Here is a 19,282-nt window from a genome sequence, read left to right as displayed (position 1 = left end):
GGCTCAAAGCACTGCCACGAACCCCCGCAGGAACATCAACGCCGCACGTTCCGCATAATGCCGCCGTTCAAGCTTTGAGATGGAATGCCCGCCCGCCAGCAGACGATTGCCACGCATCGCAAGCACCAATAGTTGGCGCGCGTGCCAGTCCGCACTCTCCTTGATGCCCAGGCTTTCCAGCCAGGGGATCAACCCCGTCACCCACGGCCTTCGCAGGATAAGGTAGACGTCCCGCGCCAATGCAGCGTCCCGGCGAGACTGACTGATGACGACGCGGTGCAACCGGATTGAGCGACTGGAAGCCAGGTTATCCAAGGCCGCTTCCACATATCGGCTTAATGCCGCCGGATCGGCTTCACCCGACGGCAACGCTGGCGACTGTGCCCCGCGCGCGCAGTCTTCGGCCATTATACGCATTGCAGCCGCAAACAGCCCGGCCTTGCTGGCGAAATGCCGGTAGAGCGTACCCCGCCCAACCCGTGCCTCTTCCCCGATAAGGTTCAGGTTGGCGCCTTCAAAGCCCTCATCCAGAAAATGGCGCCCTGCTACATCGAGCAAGGTCCGGATATGAGGAAGCGGCTCCTCACGCAGTGGCGGCTCGGCGTCGAATAACGGCTCCGGCGAAGGCAAGCCATTCGACTCTCCCGGCCGGATACCCTGAACGAAAAGCGCCACCGATTGTTGCACTATCCGCTCGCGATGTTCTGGCGAAGCGGGAGGAAAGCCCATGAGGACAACCGGGCCTTCCACCGCAAGCGATCCGAAATCCAGCGCCAGTTCCAGCGGCACCGGGCGGTCAACGCCCTTCTCCCTCGCATAATCCTCCAGCGCTAGCCGCACCGGCTCCAGCCGCATGCCCTGCCCGTTCTGCAACGACGACGCCAGGTCCGGCATCTTGTGCGCGACGCCAGCCGCAACCCAGAGCGCGCCGAACATTCCCTGATCCAGCGCCGAATCCAGAATCGCCCGTGCAAGTCCCGCCAGTTCGGACCCGCCTGTCGCGGCACTTTCATGCGCCGCCGCCGCGCGAGCATCGAACTCCGCGCCCTGCGCATCCAGCGCCGCCCGGAACAGCGCTTCCTTGTCGGGGAAGTAGCGGTAGATTGTTTCCTTGCTGACACCTGCGGTGCGGGCGATCGAATCGATGCTCACCGCGTCAAAACCGCGCTCGACAAACTGGGCGCACGCCGACGACAGCAAATGCCGGACGCGCGGCGACGCCAGTTGGCTCCCGGCCTCCGCTACCACTTTCATTCAGCATCCCCGCACATTGGAACCTGCTATAACAGGCTCAGGCACCGATGCACCCATGCTTCTTGACGAAAACCGAACGGTTCGATACCGTTCGGTCATATAGAAAGATGGAGAGCGATAAAATGGCATTGCCATGGACGGAGCGGCCGCTCGAACCGTTCGGCGTCGAAATCGGCCTTCGGCTGCAATGGCCGCTGCCCGACGGATTCGAACAAAGGCTGACCGAGCTATTTGATCGCCACAAGCTCATCCTGTTCCGCAATCAGAAGCTCAGCGAGGCCGATCAGGTCCGGCTGCTCGAAAATTTCGGCCGCGTCCTGGGATCGCACGGTGAATATCGCGAAATCTCCAGCGATGGCGCCCTCGGATCGGGGCCGCTCACCTGGCACAGCGATCTGGCTTTCACCGAAGAACCCTTCAAGATCATCTCGCTGCATGCCGTGGCCGTAAATGACGGACAAAGCTGGACCGACTTCGCCAACGGCGCGGCTGCGGCCGCCGCCCTGCCGCCCCAGCTGAAAGCCGCCGTCGCAGGCCGGGAGGCAGTCACGGTGATCGCCCCGATCCAAACGCACCGTACGGTCGGCTACGACAGTTCGACCGACCTGCCGCATCAGATACGCCCGGTCATCATCCCCCACCCCCGGACCGGCGAGTCCATCCTCTATATCAGCGACATGCAAACCGCCCGCATCACCGGCATGGACCAGCCGGAAAGCGACGCCACGCTGAATGCCCTGTTCGCCGAACTCTATCGCGAAGATCGCGTCTACCGCCACCACTGGAATAATGGCGACCTCGTCATCTGGGACAATATCGCCCTCCAGCATGCCCGCTGCGACCTCACCGGCATGACGCCCCGCCGGCTCCAGCGCATCGTCGTCGCGGACAAGAGCTTCTTCGACCTGCTGCCGCAATTCAAGGTGGGGGATGAACGGATCAGCGCCTGGGGTTCAGGCAACAAGCAATTGGTACTTGATTGAAGGAACGACAAAAGATGGTCGACATTCCCTATCTCGCACGCGGCCTGATGCCCGTCGAAACGGACAGCAGCATACTCATCTCATCGTCCAAATATCTCAACAATCCGCGCCTGCGCGAATGGCTGGCGATGATCCTGTTGCGGCGAAACGGTCCCGACGTGCCCCCGCCTGCGGAAATGTACGAGTTCCTCCCGATCCTGGATTCACTCCGCGACTTCGACGCGATCGAGGACATGTTCACGCAGGAGAGAAAGGTAAATCCCGAACTGGACGCCTGGTTCAGCGAAGGCTTCCTCTCCACCTACAAGATCGAAGATTTCCAACAATATGAACCCGGCTCCCTGGGCGGCATCTTCTACCAGCAGATGACTGCCGGAGATTATGAGATCCAGATCACGCCCTGGAAAGAGCCGGAAACGCAGCTTCAATTTTACAATCTACGTTCCGGCCAGACCCATGACTTCGAACATATCCTCTGCGGCGGCGGCTTCAATTTCATGGGTGAGCTGGTGCCCTATTGGTATCGCCTGACCAACGTGCCCAAACATATGCGCAACCCGCATCTCGCGGCGGAGGTCAACATGATCCAGATTTTCGGATCGCTCCGCTACACCGTGCGCACGATGCTGCATTATCCCGAAGTGTGGCCCACCGCCGTCAACGCCATTCAGCGCGGCATGAAAGTGGGCCAGCAAAGCGACGCCCTCTTCATGAAGAAGCTCGAAACCGTATTCCACCTGCCGCTGGCCGAAGCGCGGGAAGCGCTAGGCGTGCGCGGCGTCGAAGAGGTCGATACGTCACAAGAAGGCGCCTTCTGGGCGTCCGACGGCAAGACCAGCCTCGAACCCATCGCGAGGGCAGCCGAATGAACGCATGCGACCTGCTGATCCGTGGCGGCACCATCGTCGACGGCAGCGGCGGCGAGCCCTTCATTGGCGATGTCGCCATCCATGATGGAAAAATCGTCAGCGTCGGCGCCTTTACCGGAGAAGCTCGCGAAGTCATCGACGCAACGGGCCTCACCGTCACGCCCGGCTTCGTCGATATCCATACCCATTATGATGGTCAGGCCATCTGGTCGGAGGAACTCTCCCCCTCCTCCTCCCATGGCGTGACCACGGTCGTGATCGGCAATTGCGGCGTGGGCTTCGCGCCTTGCCGCCCTGCTGATCACGACCGTTTGATCCGCTTGATGGAGGGTGTCGAGGATATCCCCGGAGTCGTCATGGCCGAAGGGCTTAGCTGGGATTGGGAAAGCTTCCCAGACTATCTGAACGCCCTCGAAAGCCGTCCCCGCGACATCGACATTGCCGCCCTTCTGCCGCACAGCCCCTTGCGCGTATTCGTGATGGGCGAACGCGGCGCGCAGCGCGAAACCGCGACCCCTGCCGACCTGCAAAAGATGCAGGCCCTCACCCGCGAAGCCTTGGACGCGGGCGCGATCGGCTTCGCAACCTCGCGCCTCCTCATCCATCGCACAAAGGCCGGAGAGAATATCCCCAGCTATCAGGCCGATGTCGAGGAACTCAAAGCCATTACGGGCGCCATGCGGGATGCGAATACCGGCGTGTTGCAGATGGTGCTGGACGCCCCCTTCTCCAGCTGGACCGACGAGCTTTCTCACCTTCTCACCGTCGCAAAGGCGGCAAACCGGCCAGCCACCTTCACGCTCGGCACCTCCAACACGGGTGAACCCGTCTGGCAGGACGCGCTGCGCATCTGCGAGGAAGCCAATGCGCGGGGCCTGAAGATCAGCCCGCAAATACTCCCCCGCCCCGTCGGCATGATCTGCGGCTTTGAACTGTCCAGCCACCCCTTCTCGCTCTGCCCAAGCTATGAGGCGATCGCCGCTCTCCCCCTCGATCAACAACTCGCGCATCTGCGCGACCCGGAATTTCGCGCAAAGCTCATCGCGGAACAACCGCATGAGGGCCATCCCCTGGCGATGATGACCCGCAACTGGGACTGGATCTTCCCCCTGTCCGACCCGCCCAACTATGAACCACCGGCGGAAAGCAGCGTCGGAGCGCAAGCGCGCAGCGTGAACCTCACACCGGAAGAGGTCGCCTACGACCTGATGATGAACGGCGGCGATGGCAGGGGGATGCTCTACAACACCCTCGGCAACTTCTATAATGGCAGCCTCGACACGGTGCATGACCTGATCACGCATCCGGACACGGTCATGGGACTGGGTGATGGCGGCGCCCATTATGCGGCAATCTGCGACGCGAGCTATCCCACCTTCCTGCTGACCTATTGGACCCGCGATCGAGCCGGACCAAAGCTCAGCATCCCTCAGGCCGTCCGCGCCCTCACCTCACGCCCGGCAGAGACCATGGGCCTGCGCGACCGTGGCAGGATCGCGCCCGGCTACAAGGCGGATATCAACATTATCGATCTTGAAACCCTGCATCTTCATGCGCCCCATATACGTTATGATCTGCCGGGAGGCGGCAGGCGGCTGGACCAGAAAGCCACCGGCTTCGTCGCCACCATCGTCTCGGGCGAAGTCATCCGCCGCACCGACAACGCGACCGGCGCGCGGCCGGGGCGGCTGGTCAGGGGTGCTCAAACCGCACCAGCTAACATGGTGGAGGAATATGCCGGAGCGTTGTAACGTGGGTCACTGACCCACGGGAGAGATGCAAATGGCAACAGCGGTACATGTCCCGCAAGCTGACTGGTCCGCCCTGCGCGCCATGTTCGGCGATCGGTTCAGCGATAGCGCTGCCATCCGCGATCATCATGGCCGGGCGGAGACCTTCTACCCGGCCATGCCCCCGGACGCGGTTGTCTTCCCCCTCAGCACAGAGGAAGTCGCCGCAGCGGTCATCTTCTGCAAGGAACGGGGCATCGCCGTCACGCCTTACGGCACCGGCACATCGCTGGAAGGCAATTTTCTGGCGGCAAGAGGCGGTCTTTGCATCGACCTCTCCCGCATGGATCAGGTGCTCCGCGTCAGCACAGAAGACCTGGACTGCACCGTGCAGGCGGGCGTCACCCGGAAGCAACTCAACAGCGAACTGCGCGACACGGGCCTGTTTTTTCCCGTCGATCCGGGCGCGGATGCGTCCATCGGCGGCATGGCTTCGACACGCGCCTCCGGCACCAACGCGGTTCGCTACGGCACGATGCGGCAGAATGTGCTGGGACTGAAGGTGGTGCTTGCCGATGGCCGGATCATCCACACCGGCGGGCGGGCGCGTAAATCCGCGGCCGGGTACGACCTCACCGGGCTGTTCGTCGGGTCCGAAGGCACGCTCGGCATCATCACCGAAGTCACCTTGCGCCTCTATGGCCAGCCAGAAGCCGTATCCGCCGCCGTTTGCGAATTTGAAACAGTGCGCGGCGCGGTGAACGCAGTCATCCAGACGATCCAGATCGGCCTTCCCGTCGCCCGTATCGAATTGCTCGATCCGCTACAGATCCGCGCGATAAATGCCTACAGTCGGACCAACTATCGCGAATGCCCGACGCTGTTCCTCGAATTTCACGGCACGCCTGCGGGCGTTGCGGAACAGGCGGAAAACTTCGGACAGATCGCCACCGACAATGGCGGCGGACAGTTCACCTGGGCGACGAAGACGGAGGACCGAACCGCCCTCTGGGAAGCACGCCACAAGGTCCATTATGCCAATCTCGCGCTGCGGCCAGGGTGCAAGGCGATCGCAACTGATGTCTGCGTCCCGATTTCGCGGCTTTGCGACTGTATAGAGGAAACGCGCAGCGCCATTGAGGCAAGTGGCCTTACCGCACCGATCGTGGGTCATGTCGGCGACGGAAACTTCCATGTCATCCTCATCTTCGATCCGAACTCGGCCGAGGAAACGCAAAAGGCGAAGGCATTATCCGAACGGATCGTAGGCATCGCTCTCGCCATGGAGGGCAGCTGCACTGGCGAGCATGGCATCGGCATTGGCAAGAAAGCCCATCTCGTTACGGAGCATGGCGCCGCTGTCGAGGTCATGCGCCAGATCAAACGGGCTCTTGACCCGGCTGGCATCATGAACCCTGAAAAGGTTATCGACCTTTGACGCAGCCCTCGTTCATCGGAATCTGAGGATCACGCGGAAGGCAGGCGGCTTTCAGCGTCCAGCCTTCCGCTTCTGCTCCCGCGCTTCCAGCTGATCACAAGGATCGACAGCAAATGTCCAACGGCGGGACCGATCGCAAAGAACAGATGTACGCCCGCCACCCCTTCCGATCCTGAAGACCTTGGATCAAATCCGAGCAAGCCCACGACGGACAAGGCGATGCCCACGGCCACCGCATAGGCTGCGTTGGTCGTCACATTGAACACGGACGAAAACAGCCCGGCCCGCTCCACGCCGCTGCCCTCGCGATGACGGTCTGCCACATCATAGATCATTGACCGCAGCATCAGATTACCCGATCCCTGCGTCAGCCCCTGTCCCACGATCAGCAGGATGAACAGCCACATGCGATCCGGCGTCAGGAACAGTACCATCAGGTTGATCGCAACCTGCACGCCCTCGGCCATGATCAGCGTTCTTAGCCTCCCGAACCGGTAACTGATCCGCGCCCATAGCGGCGCTGCGAACATACCGAATGCATATTGCAGCATCAGCAGCATGGCCGGTGAAGCCATGCCCATGTAACGCGTCACGAAGAACAGGAACACGGCAGTGCGAAAGCCCTGCCCCAGCGCGACGAAGAAATCCGACGCCACGATCCGCCAAAGCGCTGCATCGGTCAGCACCGCCTTCAGCCCCTTCTGCCAGTTCGCGCCTGTGGGCGCGCGTTCCGGCAGCGGCGGCTCGCGAAAGAGAAAGGCGATCAGCACCATGCCACCAGCGAGGACAGCGGCGACCAGCGCCCCCATCGATCCAACCCGAACCTCAGGATTGCCCCGGCCCAGCGCGTCCAGCACGGCAGGCAATACCAGCACCAGAAAGATGCCGATGGAAGACCCTGTCTGTATATAGGCCTGGATACGCGCTCGCTCGACCGGCGATGACGCCATTTCCCCACCCCAGGCGTAAAGCGGCGTGGACGTGGCATTCCACCCCAGGCACAGCAGCAACAGCCACCCGCCAAGATAGAGCGGCGTGGCTCCGGCAGGCGGAGAAAAGACCGCGAGCAGCGACAGAAGGAACAGCATGCCGCCACCCAAAATCCAGGGTTTCCGCCTTCCAATGCGTGTGCGTGTGTGGTCCGAAGCCCATCCGATCACCGGATCGGCCGCAGCGCTCCACAAGCGGCTGATCATGAAGACCAGCCCGACGGTCGCCAAATCCATGCCGATGACCGTCGCGTAAAAGGCAGGCAAATAGGTCTGGAGCGGAATATTGAACCCGCCGGTCGCGATGCTCGTCACGGAAAATGCCGCGAGGCGCGGCCCCGACTCACGCGTCTGCCCGGTCATGCGAACCGCCATTCGTGAAGGTGAAAGAGCACACCAATCATCCCGGCTGAAACCTCCCTACTCTGTTCATTAGGCGCTGTCAGCCGCCGATCCCATCCCATATCCGCCAAATTCCGAACCCGAAACGCAAATTGCATTTTTTGCAACACAGGGTGTCTTATTATTCGTTTTACAGCGTGCTATCGGCCCCTTGTCTATCCACAAGGGGATTATCATGAAGCTTTCTTTTGCCTTCGCGGCGGCTCTGTCGCTCTCGCTTTCCGCTGCGGCGATCGCCGCTGACGCGCCCGCGATCAAGGCCAATGCACTTGTGAAGACGGTCGACGGCCGCAAGGTCGGCTTTATCGACCGCGTCCTGAAGAATAACGCTGGCGAAACGACCGGCGTCCAGATCATCTACAGCGGGCGTTTCGTGGTCATCCCGGTGACGACGCTCACCGCCGCAGAAAAGGGTCTGGTCACCAGCCTGACCGCCAAGGAAGTGAACCGCCTCTAAGGCGTGCCGGGGCGCTGCTGCGGGTCGGCTACGGCTGACCTGACCGCAGCGCCCTCTTCCCTAGCGCGGTGCGATGGCAGTCCTATTGCCGTTGCGAGTTGATGTTGCCGCCGTCCACGACGATCTCCGCGCCCGTCATGTAACTCGCTTCATCCGACATCAGGAAACGGATAACGCGTCCCAGTTCTTCCGGCGCGCCATAGCGGCCCAGCATGATCCGCCGCTCGAAATGCCCCGGCAAATGCGCCTTGGTCTCCGCAATGATCGGCGTATCGATCATACCAGGGCTAACCGCATTGATGCGCACCCCATCAGCAGCCAGTTCATCCGCCATCGAATGGACCAGCGATATCACCGCACCCTTCGCGGCGCTGTAGATCGGGATCATCCCATTGCCCAGCGTCGCGTTGATGGATGACAATGCGACAATAGCGCTCCCCGGCGACTTACGCAGGTCTTCACGAAAAGCCTGTGTCATAAGGACGATCGACCGGACATGCAGCGCCAGTCCCGCATCCCAGTTTTCCGGCGTCACTCCGTCGATGCCCGTGGCTTCGGCCGTGCCCGCGCAGTGCACGATGCCACCGATCGCGCCGATCGCCGCCCGTGTCGCGATGGCGGCGGGGGTTACGGCCTGCGGGTTGCGCAGATCGACGCTGAAACCCGCCGCGCGCACGCCATAGCGGCTCTCGATGATGCTCGCCGATCCGGCCGCACCTTCCGCATTGATGTCCCACAGGGCGACCGGCCGACCGACGGCAGCCAGCGCATGCGCCGCCGCCAGTCCGATACCGGAAGCTCCGCCCGTGATCACGACGCCAGTGCCGGGCGATCCCAGCCGGGGCGTGAAGTCGGCGTCATTGTCCAATATCGGCATGGCAGCGTTCCTCCTTATTGCTTCTCCAGATCGCGATAGGCCGCCGCGACAATCTCAGGCCGCATGCTGCCGTTCAACCAGGTCGGCCAATATTGCGTGAGATACAGGAGGAAGAACTTGCGCTCCGGGTCCATCCAGCATGCCGTCCCCGCAGCACCCGGCCAACCGAACACACCCGCTGGCACCGAACCCGGCCAGTCAAAGAAGCTGTTGGTCTGCTCACTCGCCTTCAGCGATACGGACATGCCTGCGCCCATGCCGACGTTCGACAGCGTATAACCGATCGGCACGTCCACATGCGTCACCGCGTCGGGCAGCAGGTTCGATCGTGCGATCCGCACCGTCTCCGGCTTCAGAATGCGTACGCCGTCCAGCTCCCCCTCGTTGAGCAGCATGGCGGCAAAACGCGAATAATCATGCGCCGTCGACACCATGCCGCCGCCGCCCGACGGATAATAAGGCCGCGCATAGAGGCTGTCCGCCGCATCATCGGCCAATGCCCATGTCCCGTCCTCCTCCTGCTGGGGAAGATCGGCAAAGCGGGCGGCCTGATCCGCCGTGATGGCAAAGCCCGTATCCACCATGCCCAGTGGATCGAACAGGCGCGTCTTCAGGAAGGTTTCGAACGGCATGCCCGACGCCACCTCGATCACCAGCCCAAGCACGTCCAGCGCGACGCTGTAATCGAACCGCGTGCCGGGATCGGTCGCCAAGGGCAGGGCGGCAATACGCTCGCCCAATTCGGCAAGCGTTGCCGGCACCGGGAGATCCCCCGGACCCGGCACCCAGTCCCGCGAACCCGGCGCCACGCCATGCTTCGTATAAAGCTCGCCCAATGTCATGCCGTCCATGCCAAAGCCCGCCGTATGGGTCAGCAGGTGGCGGACAGTGATCGGGCGAACCGCTGGCCGCGTCACTTCCGGGTCATCACCCTCGATGACGCGCATCTCGGCGAAAGCGGGCAATATCTCCCCGATCGGCTGGTCCAGACCAATGACGCCATCCTCGATCAGCATCATCGCGCCGATGCCGGTGATCGGCTTCGACTGGGAAAAGACGCGGAAGATGGACCGCTCGTCCACGCCATCCTTGCGCGCATAGCCCAGCACACCTTCGCCATGGTAGCGAACCGGACCATCCGCGGTTCCCCACGCAAGGATGCCGCCCGATATGACGCCCTGCTCGACAAATTCGCGCAGCTTAGCCTCGGTTTCCGGCAGGCTGATGACGTCCGGGCTAGTCTCGATCATGGCAGCAATCCTTCTTAGATGGCGAACGGTCAGCGCGGTCCCATGCGGATCGCGCCGTCCAGACGGATCACCTCTCCGTTCAACATCGGATTTTCAATGATATTCTGAACCAGCTTCGCAAATTCTGCTGGTTTACCCAGCCGCGACGGGTGCGGCACCTGCTTGCCCAGCGAATCCTGCGTCGCCTGCGGCAGGCCTTGCAGCATCGGCGTCAGGAAAATGCCCGGCGCGATCGTCATCACCCGAATGCGATGTTGCGCCAGATCGCGCGCGATCGGCAACGTCATGCCCACGACACCGCCTTTGGACGCTGCGTAAGCAGCCTGGCCGATCTGCCCATCAAAGGCAGCGACGGACGCCGTATTGACGATCACGCCCGCTTCTTCGCCATCCACTCCTGCGGCGGAGAGCAGGGCGGCAAAGCGCGAAATGACGTTGAAGCTGCCGATCAGGTTGATCTCGACAGCCTTGCGGAACGCGTCCAGCGGATGGGGCGAACCATCCTTACCCACGACACGAAAGCCCGGCGCCACGCCGGCGCAGTTCACCAGCACACGCGGCGTCCCCAGCTTCGCTTCGGCCGCTGCCAGGCCCGCATCGACGGACTCGGCGCTGGTCACATCGACCTTATGGAAGCTGCCGCCCAACCGTTCGGCGAGCGACGCGCCAGCTTCCTCGTTCAAGTCGAAGATCGCCACGCGAGCGCCAAGCTCGGACAGCCTTTCCGCAGTCGCACTGCCCAGTCCCGAAGCGCCGCCGGTGACGACAGCGCACAAATTCTTAATGTCCACGACCGTTCCTCCGTGGCTTAGAAATCAAGGCTGAACGACTGGTCGAACTGAACGAAGCGGCGCGCGATCTTCCACCCGTCGCTTGTCTTCACCACCGTATCCCGCTGACGGCCGGTTACGACGATCTTGGCGCTCATCGGCGCATGCCCTGCGTTGACGTTCATGAAGGCATATTCCGCATATACTGCGTCGTCCTTCTCGAACACGATCATGTTGAAGTTATAGTGGCGGTTCTTGCCTTCGGTCTGGTTGGCCGACTCCTTGGCATGTTCAACCTGAGCCTCGACGCCTTCATAGCGGATGGGCAGGCCCTCCATCTCCGTCACAACCTCGGGCGTGAAGAGGGAGGCAACGCCTTCCCAATCGCCAAAGTCGGAACAGCGGGTGAAACGCGCGACCAGTTCCTGAATCGCGATCTTGTCTTCCAGCGTGATCATCTCAATTCTCTCCGTTGATTTATTTATCGCCATACCAAGGGAAGAAGGACGGCATTTGCGACGCCTTCCCCGTGAAATCCGCTGGCCGTTTTTCATTGAAGGCGCGAACCCCTTCGCGGCCGTCCGCCTGACTGGTGTAGAATACCGCCAGCGATTCCGTCAGATGCGCCTGCCACGGATCGGGCTGCGCGCTGTTGCGGTTCAGCATCTGGCGGATCAGTGCGATCGAAACGGGCGAACGGTCCTTGACCAGTGATCGGGCAAAGGCCTTCGCCTCCTCAACCAGCGTCTCGGCCGGGAACACGCCGCGCACCAGTCCCTTGTCATGCGCTTCGGCGGCATCGAAGATATCGGCCTTGTACGCCCACTCCATCGCCTGCTCCAAACCGACAATGCGCGGCAGGAAGAAGGACGAACACGCCTCCATCGTGATGCCCAGCCGTCCAAAGACAAAGCCGAAGCGCGCCTTGTCCGAAGCAAAGCGGAAATCCATCGGCAGCAGCATGGTCGATCCAATACCCACCGCCGCGCCATTCACCGCGCCAACGATCGGCTTCAGGCAATCATACATCGCCATCGCCACGCGCCCGCCGGTATCCCGCACGCCTTTCAGGATCGCCGGATCATCGCCACGCTCGCGCAGATCCTCCATCGTCGGCGTCATGCTTTCGTCCAGGCCAAAGACATTGCCGCCGACCGACAGGTCCATGCCCGCACAGAAGGCACGGCCCTCGCCCGTCACCACGATCACGCGCACCGCATCATCCTGGCTCGCCCGGCCATAGGCGTCGACCAACTCTTCGCACATCTCGACCGTAAAGGCATTCAGCTTGTCCGGCCGGTTCAGCGTCAGCAGCAGGACGCCGTCATCCTCGACCTCATAGCGAATTGTATTGTAGCTCATGTTCATGCCTCCCCGGTCAGCGCCACGGCGCGGCCCAGCGCCTCGCGGCATTCGCCCACGATGCGCTCGATCAGTTCGGCGCATGTCGGAATATCGTCCATCAAACCGATGCCAAGCCCGGCCCAGACCAGCCCGCCATCCACTTCGCCACTCTCCAGCGCAGCGCGTCCACGCGCACCGGCGACCAGCGGCCGAATATCCTCGAAGGTCGCGCCGGGCTCCCGTTCCTTGACGTTCACCTCCTCCGCGACGGCATTGCGGAATACGCGCGCCGTGTTGCGCAACTGGCGGAAGATCAGCGTCGTGTCGCGCTCCGTCCCCTGCACCACCGCCTGCTTGATCGCCTCATGGATCGGCGCTTCCTTGGTCAGCATGAAACGGGTGCCCATGGTCACACCCTCCGCGCCCAGGGCCAGAGCCGCCGCCATGCTGCGCCCGGTCGCCATGCCGCCCGCCGCCAGGATCGGGATGTCCAGCGCCCGCGCCGCAGCGGGGATCAGCACCATGCCCGGAATATCATCCTCGCCCGGATGACCCGCCGCTTCGAACCCGTCGATCGACACGGCATCGACGCCTGCACGCTGGGCCGACAGCGCGTGGCGGACGGCGGTGCATTTGTGCACGATCTTGACGCCCGCCTGCTTGAAACGAGCGATGAACTCGGCGGGACTGCGCCCGGCTGTCTCGACCACGCCAACGCCTGATCCAGCAATGACTTCGGCATAGGCTTCGTAGGGAACCGGCTGCGCGGTCGGCAAAATGGTCAGGTTCACGCCGAACGGCTTGTCCGTCATCGTGCGGCACCGCTCGATCTCGGCCGCCAGCGCCTCGGGCGTCGGCTGGGTCAGCGCCGTCAGTATGCCCAGACCGCCAGCATTGGACACCGCCGAAGCCAACTCGGCGCGGCCCACCCACTGCATGCCACCCTGGATAATGGGATAGCGCGTGCCAGTAAGCTCGGTAATCCGGGTCTTCATTCCACCATTCCCCTTTGATCAGGCCGCTTCCGCCTCGCTCCATCCCAATTGGGCGAGCAGGGGATATTGCGCCGCCAGTTCTTCTGCATGCGCCGATGCGGCCGTTCCGCGTAGTGCCCTTGCCTTAATGCCATGATAGATGGCCGCAAGCCGGAAAAGAGCGAAAGCGCGGTAAAAGCCCATATGGTCGATCCCGTCCCGCCCGGTCCTGCGGCAATAGGCGGCGATATACTTCTCCTCGGGCATCAGCTTGAGCGCAGCGAAATCGGCGCCCCGCAGGCCAGACAAGATGGCGGGCGGCAGCCGGTACATCATCAGGTGATTGACGAAATCCGCCAACGGATGGCCAAGCGTCGAAAGCTCCCAATCCAGCACCGCCGCAACGCGTGGCTCGGTCGGATGGAACACCATATTATCGGCCCGATAATCGCCATGGACGATCCGGCTTTCATCCCCAGCGGGAATATTCGCTGGCAGCCATTCGATCAACCGGTCCATATTGACGTCGCGGCCAGCCGCCTCGTCATTCAGATATTGGCGCGACCATCGCGCGATCTGCCGCTCGAAGTAATTGCCCTTCTTCCCGAAATCATCGAGACCCAGAGCCACGGGATCGAAATGGTGAAGCTGCGCCAAAGTCGCGTTCATCGCGTCGAAATAGGCAATCCGTTCCTCCGCCGCGACAGTCTCGAAACGCGAACTCCAGAAAACGCGCCCTTCGACGCACTCCATGACATAGAACCAGCTGCCGATCACCGCATCGTCCGTGCAAAGCCCGTAGATGCGGGGCACCGGAAAACCTTCCTTGCCCAGCGCCGCGATCACCCGCGCCTCGCGATCCACGGCATGGGCGCCGGGCACCGTAACGCCGGGCGGCTTGCGGCGCATGACGAAAGAACGGCCCGGAACGTCCAGCCTGAAGGTCGGATTGGACTGCCCGCCCTTGAACTGCCGCACGGTCAGCGGCCCTTCCGCCTCGGGCACATGCTCCTTCAGCCACGCCCGCAACGCGCCCTCATCGAACCGATGCGCCTCGCGCACTTCGGACAGCCCGGCGTTCAGTTCCTCGGCATTCATGACTTTGCCAGCGCCTCGCGCTTGATCTTCTTGGCAAGCGACCATTTATGCACCTGCGTCGGCCCGTCATAAATGCGGAAGGCGCGGATTTCGCGGAATACCTGCTCCACGATCGTGTCATGGCTGACCCCAGTCCCGCCCATCACCTGGACGCACCGGTCAGCCACCCGAAACAGCGTCTCCGACACAGCCACCTTCGCCATGGAGCTTTCCGTGATCGCCTTGTCCCCAGCGTCCAGCACATCCGCACACCAATCGATCATCAACTCGCACTGCTTCAGGTCAATCAGATTGTCCGCCAGCATGAAGCCAACGCCCTCATGGTCGATCAGCGGCTTGCCGAACGCCTGACGCTTCACGGCATAGTCCGTCGCAATCTCATTCGCGCGCGTCGCAGCGCCCAGCCAACGCATGCAATGCGTCAGCCGCGCGGGAGCCAGCCGGACCTGCGCATAGGCGAACCCCTCATGCGGCGCGCCCAGCACGGCCTCGGGCGGCAGGCGCAAATCATCAACCTTCACCACCGCATGACCGCCCGGCATCGAGCTGTCGATCGTGCCGATCAGCCGTTCCTGCACCAGCGCGGGGTGCGGCAGCGGCACCAGGAACATAGTCGCTGCCGCCGCGCCGTCATCCCGCTCCGTCTTCGCCATCAGGATAGCAAAGCTGGCTCCAGCAAATCCGGTCGCGAAAGCCTTGCGTCCATTGATCACCCATTCACCGCCCTCCAGCTGCGCCCGGGTCTGCATCATCGACGGGTCCGACCCAGTCCCGCCTTCCGTCGCAAGTTCGGTCATCAGGAAACAGGAGCGCCCATTCCCCGCAACCATCGGATCGAGGTAGCGGCTCTTCTGCTCTGCCGTAGCGACCTTGCCCAACAGGAACATATTGCCTTCGTCTGGCGCATTGGTGTTGCAGGCGAGCGGCCCCAGCGGCGACAATCCCGAAGCGCGCAGCACCCGCGCCGTCGCCCGGTGGCTAAGATGCGTTCCGTCCGCGCGGATATGCGGCGTCAGGACACCCGCCTCCCGCGCTTTGGCCCGCATTTCCTGCACCAGCGCATCCAGCGGACCATGATCGTCCCGACGGCCATCCGTTTCATAAGGAACGACCACGTCGCGGACGAAATTCTCGACCCTTCGAGCAATCGCCGCATCACCCTCATGATCTGCCATGGCTTGTCTCCGCGCCTCTCGTTTCTTGGCGCTTGCCAAGGGAAGAACCGCAATGCAAGGTGTAATTAGAAAGCCATATAAGAGCTTTCGTGCCCGTCATAGCAGGGCAGGTCGCACGGAGAGGACCGATAAAGAGATGAAGCATCTGCCACTCCGCAAGGAAGTGCATCACGGCAGGCTGGTCAATTGTCATCAGGATCGCCCCGCAGACATTTACGCCATGTTCCTGGACGCCGTCAGCCGGTCGCCCGACGCGATCGCACTGGTCGACGGCAACGAGCGGTGGAGCTACGCCGTTCTCGCCGCCCGCGTAGCCGCCTGCGCCGCGCGTTTGACATCTCTCGGCCTCGCGACGGGCGACAGGCTCGCCATCCTGCTGTCCAACCGCGCCGATTATTCCACGCTGCTACTGGCGGCGGCAAGACTCGGCCTGATCGCCGTGCCCATGAATATCCGCCAGCGCGCGCCGGAAACCGCTTATATTCTGGACGACAGCGGCGCCGCAGCCATCATCTATGACGACGCGCTGGAAGACCAGTTGCCCGGCCGCTCCGACCACCCCCAACTGCGCCACTGGCTCCGCTATTCCGACGAAGCCGCCCATTGGTCCAAAACCACACCCGAAGCGCTGACCGACGCCCCCCACCGATCGGCTGTTAGCGAAGATGACCCCTTCTGCATCCTCTACACCTCTGGCACCACGGGCCGCCCCAAGGGCGCGGTTCTCACGCATCTCGGCATCGTCACCATCTGCATCGGCAGCCAGCAGCACCTGCAATTGAAGGATGGCGAATCGATGGTCCTCGCGGTCCCTGCCTCGCACGTCACCGGGATCGGCCTCATCCTGATGCTCAGCATCCGGGTCGCGGGGAAGGTGGTGATGCAGCAGGCGTTCAAGGCCCGCCCCTTCCTGGAACTCGCGCAGGCCGAACGCATGAGCTACGTCGTCATGGTCCCGGCCATGTACAAGCTATGCCTGATGGAACCGGATTTCGCGGACTTCGACCTGTCGAGCTGGCGCATTGGCGCGTTCGGCGGGGCGCCCATGGCCGAATCCAGCATCGAAACACTTGCCGTACAGCTCCCGCAACTGACGCTGGTGAACATCTACGGATCGACCGAAACCTCCTCCCCGGCCGTCATGATGCCGCTTGGCGACTGTCCCGCTCATCCGGACAAGGTGGGGAAGGCGCTTCCTTATGCCGACATCATGATCATGGATGAGGAGGGCCGCGAACGCCCGCGCGGGGAGCAGGGCGAAATCTGGATCGCGGGCGCGATGACGATACCGCGCTACTGGAACAACCCCGAAGCAACGGAACGGGGCTTTACCGCCGGCTATTGGAAATCGGGTGACATCGGCACGATGGACGCGAACGGCTATATCCGCGTGCTCGACCGGATGAAGGACATGATCAATCGCGGCGGCTTCAAAATCTATTCGGTCGAGGTCGAAAACATGCTCATGTCGCATGAGGCCGTCACCGAGGCCGTCGTGATCGGCAGGCCCTGCCCTGTCCTGGGCGAACGGGTCGAAGCGTTCGTTGTCGCACCCGACCAGGCAGACGGCGCAATCCTGCGCGACTTCTGCGCACGGCATCTGTCTGACTACAAGGTGCCCGACCATGTCTACATTGTGGAGGGGCCGCTTCCCCGCAATGCCAACGGCAAGCTGTTGAAAACCGCGGTTCGCGAATGGCTGCCCCAAACGCCGGTCAGCGGCCCCACATGAAATACATCAATCGTTGTCATAACTTGCAGCGAGGGCCGGAATAAGTTAGGACTCTCTTGGTTAGCGAGCCGCCTCAGCTTTCCCTGTCTACAAATTAAGGGGCGGCCGACGATGTAGGTACTCAGGAGAGTTCACATGACCACCCAGTTCCGCCCAGTGGCCCCGCCCCAGATCATCGAAAGCGCCTATACCGACGACCAGCATCGCCGCATGCTGAACGTCGTGCGAGAAAACGGCCCCTGGTCGTTGATCCTGGCACAACATTTCAAGTCACCCGAAGAAGTCGTTGCGACGACCTCGGGCGGCCTTCCCCCAGGCTTTACCCCCACATGGGACATGTTCCTTTCGCCGGTATTCCGTGGCTATCTCGCGCAAGGATCGACGGTCCAGCATCCCGATATCGAAGACTGTTTCTTCAACAAGAAATTCCTCGATCTGGTTCGGGGATATTGGAAGGCCGAGTACGCCCGGCCCGAAAATATGCTGTTCAACATTCAAGGGCCGTGTCCCGGCGCTGGGGCGCCCCATGTCGACGGCACCCGCTTCCGTGGCATCTCCATGCAGACATCGCCGGTATGGCTGATGAACATCATGGTGAAGTCCGGCCTGTTCGAACATTGGCGCGCGAAAAAGGCGCAGGTGATCACCTGGTATTATAAGGGCAAGGTCGGCGGCGGCTTCAACTACTGGCCCGATGGCCCGCAGGGCCAGCCCGCCCAGATCAAGGCGCCGATGTGGAGCCGCGCGGTCGTCGTTGAAAATGAAATGATGTACCACACGGCAGAAGCCAGCGGCCCCGCCGCCCTGCGCCGACCCGAAGGGCTCGCGATCAATTCGCTCATGAGCGCCGATCCCGAAGATCCCAATGGCTGGCAGATCACCACGGACGGCAAAGTCATCCAGAAGATACCGGAAGACGAGTTCCGCTTCCTCATCCACTGGGGCGCGGACATCTTCATGGACTATCGCGAACTCAAACAGTCGCTCGACCACACCGACGACATCAGCCATGATCAAGTATTCGACATGCTGATCACCGATCTTCGCGCACGCGGCGCCACTTTCGAAGTGCCCAGCGATCCGCTCACCGATCAACAGTTCATCCGCCTGCTGGTCCAGACCTATGATCCCGGCAAGCCGTCCATCTTCCCGCCGGAACCAGAGGAAGCACTGGCAGCCTGATGCCTCTCTCCTTCGGCCTGGCGGGCAGGACCGCGCTCATCACCGGGGCGAGCAGCGGACTCGGCGCGCATTTCGCGCGCACGCTCGCTGCTGAGGGCGTTCAGCTGGTCCTGGCCGCCCGTCGGGGCGACCAGTTGGAAAGCCTTGCCGCATCGCTCCCCCACGCGCGCGCCATCTCGCTCGACGTACAGGACGCCGCGTCCGTCGATCGCTTGTGGGAAGAAGTCGGCGCCGTCGACATCCTGATCAACAATGCTGGCGTCGTAAGCGCTGGTCCAATGCTTGATCAGGATGCGTGGCAATGGGATCGCGTCATGGATACCAATGCGCGCGGCGCTTATCTGGTCGCGCGCGGGGCGGCGCACGCCATGATTGCGGCCGGTCGGCCGGGCAGCATCATCAACATCGCGTCCATCCTTGGCCTTCGGCAGGGCGCACAGCTTGGCCCCTATGCCATTTCAAAGGCCGCCTGGGTGCAGATGACCAAGGTCATGGCGCTGGAATGGGCGCGCTACGATATCCGCGTGAACGCCCTGTGCCCCGGCTACATCGTAACGCCCTTGAATGAGCATTTCTGGGGAACGGACGCGGGCAAGGCGATGATCAACCGGATACCGCAGCGCCGGATAGGAAGCTCGGAAAATCTGGACGGCGCCCTGCTCCTGCTCGCGTCGGACCTTGGCTCCTACATCACGGGCGCGGAACTGGTCGTAGACGGCGGCCATCTCGTCAGCTCGCTCTAACCGCCTCCGCCTCTC

At 62.4% G+C, this 19,282-nt stretch carries 18 protein-coding genes; 8 read left to right on the top strand and 10 right to left on the bottom strand.

Translation table 11 applies throughout. From position 1 onward, the window contains the following. Positions 1-3 precede the first annotated feature (3 nt). Positions 4-1,254 (bottom strand): TetR/AcrR family transcriptional regulator, encoded by a 1,251-nt coding sequence (locus ACZ51H_RS15390; RefSeq protein ID WP_464773120.1) that lies wholly within the window; start codon positions 1,252-1,254, stop codon positions 4-6. A gap of 122 nt (positions 1,255-1,376) precedes the next feature. On the opposite strand from ACZ51H_RS15390, the gene ACZ51H_RS15385 reads away from it, so the two are divergent. Genes ACZ51H_RS15385 through ACZ51H_RS15370 form a run of 4 tightly spaced genes read left to right on the top strand, consistent with a single transcriptional unit; the run spans position 1,377 to position 6,274 of the window. Then, complete coding sequence (locus ACZ51H_RS15385; RefSeq protein WP_464802974.1) at positions 1,377-2,237, top strand: TauD/TfdA dioxygenase family protein; 861 nt, start codon at positions 1,377-1,379, stop codon at positions 2,235-2,237. A gap of 14 nt (positions 2,238-2,251) precedes the next feature. Next, entirely contained in the window at positions 2,252-3,106 is an 855-nt protein-coding gene (locus tag ACZ51H_RS15380; RefSeq protein WP_464802973.1) for a hypothetical protein, read from the top strand. Next, positions 3,103-4,857, top strand: a complete 1,755-nt coding sequence (locus ACZ51H_RS15375; RefSeq protein ID WP_464802972.1) for an N-acyl-D-amino-acid deacylase family protein — start codon at positions 3,103-3,105, stop codon at positions 4,855-4,857. Before ACZ51H_RS15380 ends, ACZ51H_RS15375 begins: the two co-directional genes overlap by 4 nt. Before the next feature lie 31 nt (positions 4,858-4,888). Beyond that, positions 4,889-6,274, top strand: a complete 1,386-nt coding sequence (locus ACZ51H_RS15370; RefSeq protein ID WP_464802971.1) for an FAD-binding oxidoreductase — start codon at positions 4,889-4,891, stop codon at positions 6,272-6,274. A 29-nt stretch (positions 6,275-6,303) separates the two neighbouring features. Here ACZ51H_RS15370 and ACZ51H_RS15365 read toward each other — a convergent pair whose 3' ends face one another. Then, a complete protein-coding gene (locus ACZ51H_RS15365) occupies positions 6,304-7,626 on the bottom strand; it encodes an MFS transporter (RefSeq protein ID WP_464802970.1) in 1,323 nt (440 codons plus the stop codon). A 214-nt stretch (positions 7,627-7,840) separates the two neighbouring features. Here ACZ51H_RS15365 and ACZ51H_RS15360 point away from each other — a divergent pair, with 214 nt between their 5' ends. Next, complete coding sequence (locus ACZ51H_RS15360) at positions 7,841-8,122, top strand: hypothetical protein (protein ID WP_464802969.1); 282 nt, start codon at positions 7,841-7,843, stop codon at positions 8,120-8,122. Positions 8,123-8,204: 82 nt separating this feature from the next. Here ACZ51H_RS15360 and ACZ51H_RS15355 read toward each other — a convergent pair whose 3' ends face one another. The 8 genes from ACZ51H_RS15355 to ACZ51H_RS15320 are packed head-to-tail and all read right to left on the bottom strand — an operon-like array spanning position 8,205 to position 15,610. Next, positions 8,205-8,999 carry an SDR family NAD(P)-dependent oxidoreductase gene (locus ACZ51H_RS15355; RefSeq protein ID WP_464773126.1) on the bottom strand — a complete coding sequence of 265 codons (795 nt, stop codon included), beginning with the start codon at positions 8,997-8,999 and terminating at the stop codon, positions 8,205-8,207. 14 nt (positions 9,000-9,013) lie between these two features. Next, entirely contained in the window at positions 9,014-10,249 is a 1,236-nt protein-coding gene (locus ACZ51H_RS15350) for a serine hydrolase domain-containing protein (protein WP_464773127.1), read from the bottom strand. 29 nt (positions 10,250-10,278) lie between these two features. After that, a complete protein-coding gene (locus ACZ51H_RS15345; protein ID WP_464773128.1) occupies positions 10,279-11,040 on the bottom strand; it encodes a 3-hydroxyacyl-CoA dehydrogenase in 762 nt (253 codons plus the stop codon). A 17-nt stretch (positions 11,041-11,057) separates the two neighbouring features. After that, on the bottom strand, positions 11,058-11,477 hold the full coding sequence (locus ACZ51H_RS15340; RefSeq protein ID WP_464773129.1) for a nuclear transport factor 2 family protein: 420 nt from the start codon (positions 11,475-11,477) through the stop codon (positions 11,058-11,060). 19 nt (positions 11,478-11,496) lie between these two features. Continuing rightward, positions 11,497-12,381 (bottom strand): crotonase/enoyl-CoA hydratase family protein, encoded by an 885-nt coding sequence (locus ACZ51H_RS15335; RefSeq protein WP_464773130.1) that lies wholly within the window; start codon positions 12,379-12,381, stop codon positions 11,497-11,499. Positions 12,382-12,383: 2 nt separating this feature from the next. Then, the gene (locus ACZ51H_RS15330; protein ID WP_449469763.1) at positions 12,384-13,358 is read right to left on the bottom strand and encodes an NAD(P)H-dependent flavin oxidoreductase; all 975 of its coding nucleotides are present in this window, start codon (positions 13,356-13,358) and stop codon (positions 12,384-12,386) included. 18 nt (positions 13,359-13,376) lie between these two features. Continuing rightward, on the bottom strand, positions 13,377-14,435 hold the full coding sequence (locus ACZ51H_RS15325; protein ID WP_464802968.1) for a phosphotransferase: 1,059 nt from the start codon (positions 14,433-14,435) through the stop codon (positions 13,377-13,379). Then, positions 14,432-15,610: an acyl-CoA dehydrogenase family protein gene (locus ACZ51H_RS15320; RefSeq protein WP_464802967.1), complete on the bottom strand. Its 1,179-nt coding sequence runs from the start codon at positions 15,608-15,610 to the stop codon at positions 14,432-14,434. Before ACZ51H_RS15320 ends, ACZ51H_RS15325 begins: the two co-directional genes overlap by 4 nt. 136 nt (positions 15,611-15,746) lie before the next feature. Here ACZ51H_RS15320 and ACZ51H_RS15315 point away from each other — a divergent pair, with 136 nt between their 5' ends. The 3 genes from ACZ51H_RS15315 to ACZ51H_RS15305 all read left to right on the top strand — a co-directional run bounded on the left by ACZ51H_RS15315 (position 15,747) and on the right by ACZ51H_RS15305 (position 19,267). Beyond that, the gene (locus tag ACZ51H_RS15315; RefSeq protein ID WP_464802966.1) at positions 15,747-17,342 is read left to right on the top strand and encodes a class I adenylate-forming enzyme family protein; all 1,596 of its coding nucleotides are present in this window, start codon (positions 15,747-15,749) and stop codon (positions 17,340-17,342) included. A gap of 135 nt (positions 17,343-17,477) precedes the next feature. Then, positions 17,478-18,524, top strand: coding sequence for a hypothetical protein (locus ACZ51H_RS15310; RefSeq protein ID WP_449469757.1), 1,047 nt, complete (start codon positions 17,478-17,480; stop codon positions 18,522-18,524). After that, entirely contained in the window at positions 18,524-19,267 is a 744-nt protein-coding gene (locus ACZ51H_RS15305) for an SDR family oxidoreductase (protein WP_464802965.1), read from the top strand. The genes ACZ51H_RS15310 and ACZ51H_RS15305 overlap by 1 nt, the downstream gene beginning before the upstream one ends. Positions 19,268-19,282: the final 15 nt, after the last annotated feature.

The organism is Sphingobium sp. TomMM15 (genome assembly GCF_055397045.1).
The sequence above is the reverse complement of the archived record's forward strand: the minus strand, read 5'-3'. Positions and strand labels throughout refer to the sequence as shown.

Coding starts and splice junctions, on each gene's coding strand:
- ACZ51H_RS15360 (WP_464802969.1), top strand. CDS start 7,841: ATGAAGCTTTCTTTTGCCTTCGCGGCGGCTCTGTCGCTCTCGCTTTCC.
- ACZ51H_RS15365 (WP_464802970.1), bottom strand. CDS start 7,626: ATGACCGGGCAGACGCGTGAGTCGGGGCCGCGCCTCGCGGCATTTTCC.
- ACZ51H_RS15390 (WP_464773120.1), bottom strand. CDS start 1,254: ATGAAAGTGGTAGCGGAGGCCGGGAGCCAACTGGCGTCGCCGCGCGTC.
- ACZ51H_RS15330 (WP_449469763.1), bottom strand. CDS start 13,358: ATGAAGACCCGGATTACCGAGCTTACTGGCACGCGCTATCCCATTATC.
- ACZ51H_RS15325 (WP_464802968.1), bottom strand. CDS start 14,435: ATGAATGCCGAGGAACTGAACGCCGGGCTGTCCGAAGTGCGCGAGGCG.
- ACZ51H_RS15375 (WP_464802972.1), top strand. CDS start 3,103: ATGAACGCATGCGACCTGCTGATCCGTGGCGGCACCATCGTCGACGGC.
- ACZ51H_RS15355 (WP_464773126.1), bottom strand. CDS start 8,999: ATGCCGATATTGGACAATGACGCCGACTTCACGCCCCGGCTGGGATCG.
- ACZ51H_RS15350 (WP_464773127.1), bottom strand. CDS start 10,249: ATGATCGAGACTAGCCCGGACGTCATCAGCCTGCCGGAAACCGAGGCT.
- ACZ51H_RS15315 (WP_464802966.1), top strand. CDS start 15,747: ATGAAGCATCTGCCACTCCGCAAGGAAGTGCATCACGGCAGGCTGGTC.
- ACZ51H_RS15380 (WP_464802973.1), top strand. CDS start 2,252: ATGGTCGACATTCCCTATCTCGCACGCGGCCTGATGCCCGTCGAAACG.
- ACZ51H_RS15305 (WP_464802965.1), top strand. CDS start 18,524: ATGCCTCTCTCCTTCGGCCTGGCGGGCAGGACCGCGCTCATCACCGGG.
- ACZ51H_RS15370 (WP_464802971.1), top strand. CDS start 4,889: ATGGCAACAGCGGTACATGTCCCGCAAGCTGACTGGTCCGCCCTGCGC.
- ACZ51H_RS15385 (WP_464802974.1), top strand. CDS start 1,377: ATGGCATTGCCATGGACGGAGCGGCCGCTCGAACCGTTCGGCGTCGAA.
- ACZ51H_RS15320 (WP_464802967.1), bottom strand. CDS start 15,610: ATGGCAGATCATGAGGGTGATGCGGCGATTGCTCGAAGGGTCGAGAAT.
- ACZ51H_RS15310 (WP_449469757.1), top strand. CDS start 17,478: ATGACCACCCAGTTCCGCCCAGTGGCCCCGCCCCAGATCATCGAAAGC.
- ACZ51H_RS15340 (WP_464773129.1), bottom strand. CDS start 11,477: ATGATCACGCTGGAAGACAAGATCGCGATTCAGGAACTGGTCGCGCGT.
- ACZ51H_RS15335 (WP_464773130.1), bottom strand. CDS start 12,381: ATGAGCTACAATACAATTCGCTATGAGGTCGAGGATGACGGCGTCCTG.